The organism is Mycobacterium parascrofulaceum ATCC BAA-614, from assembly GCF_000164135.1.
In the GTDB taxonomy this organism is placed as follows: domain Bacteria; phylum Actinomycetota; class Actinomycetes; order Mycobacteriales; family Mycobacteriaceae; genus Mycobacterium; species Mycobacterium parascrofulaceum.
This window is the reverse complement of record NZ_GG770558.1, coordinates 1-5,470: the sequence shown is the minus strand read 5'-3', so window position 1 is coordinate 5,470 and position 5,470 is coordinate 1. Positions and strand designations below refer to the sequence as shown.

Sequence of the window (5,470 nt, the reverse complement as noted above, 5' to 3'; positions counted from 1 at the left end):
TTTTCCATCACCTTCATACCGACCACGACACCCAAACAAAGCCTTGCCAACCGGCAGCGGCTTGACATAGGAGAAACGCATGCAATTCCTGAAGCGCATCTTCTGGGTGAATGACGCGAGGCACCTCGAACTTCAGATGGGCGGCCAGCGACTCAATTACCGTTTCCGACGCCGCGACCACGTCCGACACGGACCGGCCCTTGATGTCCCTTTCGAAGGACTGAATTAGCAGCGGCAACGAGCGCTTCGCATTGGCCTTCGCTGTTTGCTTCTGGCCACGCCAGTAACGCCTATCTTCGGCTGTGTCGCCGCTGACGGCTCTCTCCTCGGCGTATTGAATCTCCGTGAAGTCTTCGACGGCTGCATGAGCTTGTTGGTAGAAGGTGTCCTCCCAATTCTTGATGTCCGGGTCAGGTGCCACCGAGGGATGCATTCTTAGGTAACGGCGTATTTCCCAGTCGGCTCGCTTCTCCTCCGCCCAGCTCTTCACTGCCCTAGCGCGTTCTTTCCCACGCTGAATAAATTGGGACGAGCGAGTGACAGTCCGCTTTGCGCGTGGCTTTGCCGCATTGATCGCGCTCATCGAAAGTCCTCGGGTGTGCTCGCCGAAATTCCTCACCTGTGAGCAGCGGTCAGTGTAGTTGCTGGCGGGTGCCGGTGGTGGTTCGGCGTAGGGTTTCGGCGGCGGCCTGGTGGTCGCGTAAGCGGTAGGACTCGCCGTCGAGGTTGATCACGACCGAGCGGTGCAGCAGGCGGTCGAGCATGGCGGCTGCCACGGTGGTGTCGCCGAGGATCTCGCCCCACGCGCCCACCCCGCGGTTGGTGGTGATGACGATGCTGGTCTTCAAATATCGTTGGGAGACAACCTGAAACAACGCTGACGCGGCTTCGGCGGGCAAAGGAAGATAGCCGAGTTCATCAATCACCAGCAGTGTTGGACCGGCATAGAAGCGCATGGTGGTGGCCCAACGTCCCTCGATCGCGGCACGGTGGCAGCGGGCCGCCAGGTCGGCGGCGGTGGTGAAGTACGTCCGGTACCCGGCATGGGCTGCAGCCCTTGCCAATCCGACCGACAAGTGCGTCTTTCCAGTGCCTGGCGGCCCGATGAGCAAGATGTTGGTCGCCGACTCCAGATAGCGGCAGGTGCCCAGTTCGTCGATGAGCTTGCGGTCGATCCCGGCGGCAGCATCGACATCGAAATCGGCCAGGGTGGCCGGGGTGGGCAGGCAGGCGAACCGCAGCCGGCCGGCCAGCCGCCGGGCTGTGCTGGCCTCGACCTCGACGGCCAGCAGCCGCTCCAACGCGACGGTCAGCGACAGCCCTTCGGCGGTGGCTTGGTCCAGCACTGTGGGCAGCGCTTCGGCGGCAGCGGCCAGTTTGAGCTCGGCCAGATGCGAGCGCAGCTGCTGATACCGGCTCGCCGCGGCCGACGGGGACTGCTGGGCAGTGCTCGTGATGGTGGTCTTGCCGGTGCGTGGGGTCGGGGTCATTGGATGGTCCTGTTCTGGGCGGCCCGCTCGTAGGCGGACAGATCGATGACGGTGGAATCGGTTGGCGGAGTCACCGATTCGATAGCAGCGGTAGGTCCCTGCTTGATGTGAAGGAGTTGTGCGGCAGCGGCTTTGGCTGCTGCCCCGGGTGGGATGCGTTCCTTACGGCGGTGCGGGCGCCCGGTGGTGGCCGTGGCCATCGCGGCGGTGTCCAAGGCGATGACATGGCCGCTGTCACGCACCATGACACCGAGCCCATCGGCGGCCATCCGGTGCCGGGCCACCACGATCCCGCCGGTGGTGGCGATGTCGCAGAACTGCCCGCCGACAGGATGGCTGACCACCACCTGGGCGGCGGCCAGCTCCGGGGGCACCGAATAGCGATTGCCGCGGTAGGACACCATTGCCTGCCGCGATGCGGTGCGGGTCTCGGAGATGATCACCGGATACGGCAGCGCCGGTAGCGGGGCCAGAGGCTCCGTTTTGGCCACCACGGCGACCGAGGACCGGCCATCGGCAGTGGCCCGCAGCCGGGTATCACCGCGGACCCGGGCGAAGCGATCCAGGTTGGCCTGGGCCCCCTCGACAGTCATGTCATCACCCAAGGTGCGCCACCAGCGTTGCGCAGCGGTGTGGTTGACCTTCTCCACCACGCCCTTGCGGTTACCGCGCCGGGCCGGGCAGACCGCCACTGAGACGCCGTAATGCTTGGCCACCCCGGCGAACGACGCGGTCACCCGTCCCGAACCGGGATCGCAGACAGTGGCCATCCGATCGAAGCGCCACACCCGGGTCAGCCCACCGAGACCACGAGTGACGCGGTCCAAGCCGGCAACCAGGTGCGGCTGATCCTGCCGGACGGGCGGGCGGCGGCGACGGGGGCACCATCGCAATCTCACCTGACATCAGCCGCACAACCAGTAAGCGGTAGTAACCTTCACCGACATGGATGACCGCAAGGCCGCGATGCCACGGGCGGCGCGATGCAGCTCTTCTACCTGAGCCAAGCTGAGCTGATCGCTGCAGCTGGTGGTGATCCCTGGGCGGTCAACCATAGCTTGCAGGCTGGCAGCCCGTTTCAGATTTCGCGGTTGGCGGAAGCCTTTCACACCGCAGGCCGTTGCACTGCGGAGGCGGATCACGCATTCGAGCAAGCCCGTAACCGCTTCGACGCGGCCTGGAACCACCAGAACGGCGACCATCCGATCAATGATTCCGCTGAGGTACAGCGAGTGATGAAATCCCTAGGTACGCAATCCCTACAACTGCCCAAGATCGGTGCTGATTTAGAAGGCATCGCTGCCGCACTGGCTGAGGCGCAGAAAGCTGGAGCCCAGGAGATCGCGACGCTGGAACGGCAGTTACAGCTGCTCGACAAACTCATCGGCGCGGCGACACAGGACCTGCAAGATCCCGCCCTCGACGCGAAATCCAGGGGTGAGCTGCAGTCACTGATCAACGACGCGAAAGCTGATGCCGCCGACGACACCCGCGATGCTCTCGCTCAGCTCAAGTCCATCCGTAACGGCTACTCGGCGACATTGCAGAAGTCGTTGGGCAATTTGCATGCCGAGGGTTATGACCCGAAACCTCTCGCGCCGGTGGACGCACAGGACAAACCTGACCAGCTTCAGATTCCGCCACCGGGCACCAAGCCCGAAGATGTGAAGAAGTGGTGGAACTCGCTGAGCCAAGAGCAAAGAGACCAGCTGATCGCGCAACACCCGCCGGAACTGGGCAACCTCAATGGAATCGACGCCATCCCGCGCGATGAGGTCAACCAGGCGGTGATGAACGACGACATTAGCCGGGTTGAGGCGGCCGCCCGGCAGCACGGTCTGTCTCCGGACAACCTCACCCGGGACGCGCGCGGCAACCTCGACAACGATCTCTTCACCAATCCCGGCAAATACGGGCTCACAGCCACCGACGTAACTCGATACCGTAACGCCGTGAAAACCCGCGACGGTCTCGAATACGACCGGGCACACAACACCGACGGCTCAAGGCCGGTGATGCTGTGGGCCTACGACCCGGAAGCCTTCAACGGCTGGGGCAAGGCAGCAATTGCCATCGGCAACCCGGACTACGCCCGTAACACCGCCGTTATCGTGCCCGGTACCGGCAGCAGTGTGTATCAGGGGTGGATGTCTGGCCACGATGACGCGATCAACCTCTACGACCAGTCGCTGGCAGCCGATCCAAGCCATCACTACACCTCGGTGATCGCCTGGATGGGTTACGAAGCGCCGCACGGCTTTGGTGATATTCAGGGCGTCAGCACCCCCGGGCTTGCCCGCTCTGGCGGAGACCTACTCGCCGCCGATGTCAACGGTCTTTGGGTCACCCACAACGGCCTCACGCCCGAGCACATCACCGTCATCGGGCACTCTTACGGCTCGACCACAGTCGCCGACGCCTTTGCTCACAGCCACATGCAAGCCAACGATGCGGTACTACTCGGCTGCCCCGGAACAGATCTGGCGCACAGCGCCGCGGATTTTAATCTTAAGGGGGGCCACGTCTATGTCGGAGCAGCCTCCACCGACCCGGTCAGCTGGCTCGGTGAAGGCACCGGTATGCCCGAAGAGTGGCTCAAACAAAAGCTCAACGAACACGGTATACCGGTCCCGTTGGACGCCGGCCTTGGGCGAGATCCGGCGGGTGATGGTTACGGGTCAATCCGCTTCCACGCCGAAGTTATGGGCTCTCAGGACATCGACCGACACGACCATTCCCACTACTACGACATGGGCAGCGAGTCACTACGTAGCCTCACCGACATCTCCAGCGGCCACTCCGGCCAGCTACAACAGGATGGATTGATTGCCGATGGCCGACGCCAGCCCCACATCGGGCCATTCCGGGTACCGGGTATACCTGCTTTCATCGATCCAGAACATGACCGTCCACGACCCACCATCCAAAATGATCACCAGTACCTCGGCTATCGACCGCGCTAGGCATCGCTAATGTCCTCGTGGGCGGTCCGGATCTTGGCGACGGTATCGGCCTTGCTCGCCTTGGGAGGATGTTCGAAAATGAGTTCAGGTGGCCAGGATGTCGACAATCCGGTTAATCCATTGTCGGATCAACAAACACGTGATCAAGTCATCGAGCCAGCGAAGCAAATCGCTCAGTACGCGCAGTTGCACGATCCCGGAGGACGTTTCGACTACTCGTCCTGCAATGACCAAGGCGATCCGCCCTACAGAGGCGTCGTATCAATGAGTTTCAGCTTGCCAAGCGGCCAGACTGACGGTCCACAATCCACCGCCGACCCGAATACATTCTTGCAGCGGATCGCTGCGTCGATGGTGGCCCACGGATGGAACGACGGCCCCCCACCCGATTGGCATTCATACGGTCGTGTTCTGAACAAAGATGGAGTCGTCGCGGTCATGACGCAGGACCCCGTCAGTGGCAGAGGGAAGCTTCAGCTATACGGAGAATGCCGCAACATGACGAATCATCGACTTGACGGCCCGGATGCTGGCTTCAGAATCGACGAGCAGTTGAAGGGCGGATAAGCCGGTTGCAAGGCAGGACAGGTGATACGCCCAGTAGCGGACCCTCAGGCGGTCGGCGGCAAGTCCCCACCGGAGTCGACTGCCTCCTGCGGGTCGTTAAACGACGAGCTGCTCTGTCTGCCGTTGACCACATAGAGAACCGACCAATACACGGACCCGTCTTTCCGCTCACGCTGACGGATTGACGCCATGCGGCATCTTCGCGCGAAACCTTGACGGTCGGCTTGACGGGAGTTCTGCATCAGGTCGCTTTATCGCCCTGAACTGCGGTTATATGAGTGGAGCTAAGGGGACTCGAACCCCTGACCCCCACACTGCCAGTGTGGTGCGCTACCAGCTGCGCCATAGCCCCAAGTCGTGCCAATCGAAGCTACACCACGCGCCACCCTGGTTCAAAGTTGCTGTTCAGGCCGCCTCGCCGTCCGCCTGGGGTTCCGCCAGGCCGTGCTC

The 5,470-nt window shown here is 62.6% G+C and carries 4 protein-coding genes, 1 tRNA gene and 1 pseudogene; 2 read left to right on the top strand and 4 right to left on the bottom strand.

Annotated elements, in window-relative coordinates; translation table 11 throughout:
- Window positions 1-13 precede the first annotated feature (13 nt).
- The 3 genes and pseudogenes from HMPREF0591_RS23320 to HMPREF0591_RS23310 form a co-directional block, all read right to left on the bottom strand.
- The gene (locus HMPREF0591_RS23320) at window positions 14-583 is read right to left on the bottom strand and encodes a hypothetical protein (protein WP_244269087.1); all 570 of its coding nucleotides are present in this window, start codon (window positions 581-583) and stop codon (window positions 14-16) included.
- A gap of 49 nt (window positions 584-632) precedes the next feature.
- Window positions 633-1,490, bottom strand: coding sequence for an IS21-like element helper ATPase IstB (istB, locus tag HMPREF0591_RS23315; protein ID WP_007171150.1), 858 nt, complete (start codon window positions 1,488-1,490; stop codon window positions 633-635).
- A pseudogene (locus HMPREF0591_RS23310) lies at window positions 1,487-2,344 on the bottom strand (Mu transposase domain-containing protein); the annotation flags it as partial. The pseudogene HMPREF0591_RS23310 and the gene istB, both read right to left, overlap by 4 nt.
- 129 nt (window positions 2,345-2,473) lie before the next feature.
- Here HMPREF0591_RS23310 and HMPREF0591_RS23305 point away from each other — a divergent pair.
- Window positions 2,474-4,453, top strand: a complete 1,980-nt coding sequence (locus tag HMPREF0591_RS23305) for a putative alpha/beta hydrolase (RefSeq protein ID WP_007171148.1) — start codon at window positions 2,474-2,476, stop codon at window positions 4,451-4,453.
- 78 nt (window positions 4,454-4,531) lie between these two features.
- Window positions 4,532-5,020 (top strand): hypothetical protein, encoded by a 489-nt coding sequence (locus tag HMPREF0591_RS31370; protein ID WP_083212436.1) that lies wholly within the window; start codon window positions 4,532-4,534, stop codon window positions 5,018-5,020.
- Window positions 5,021-5,299: 279 nt separating this feature from the next.
- On the opposite strand, the gene HMPREF0591_RS23300 is transcribed toward HMPREF0591_RS31370, so the two are convergent.
- Window positions 5,300-5,372, bottom strand: a tRNA-Ala gene (locus tag HMPREF0591_RS23300).
- Between the last annotated feature and the right edge of the window lie 98 nt (window positions 5,373-5,470).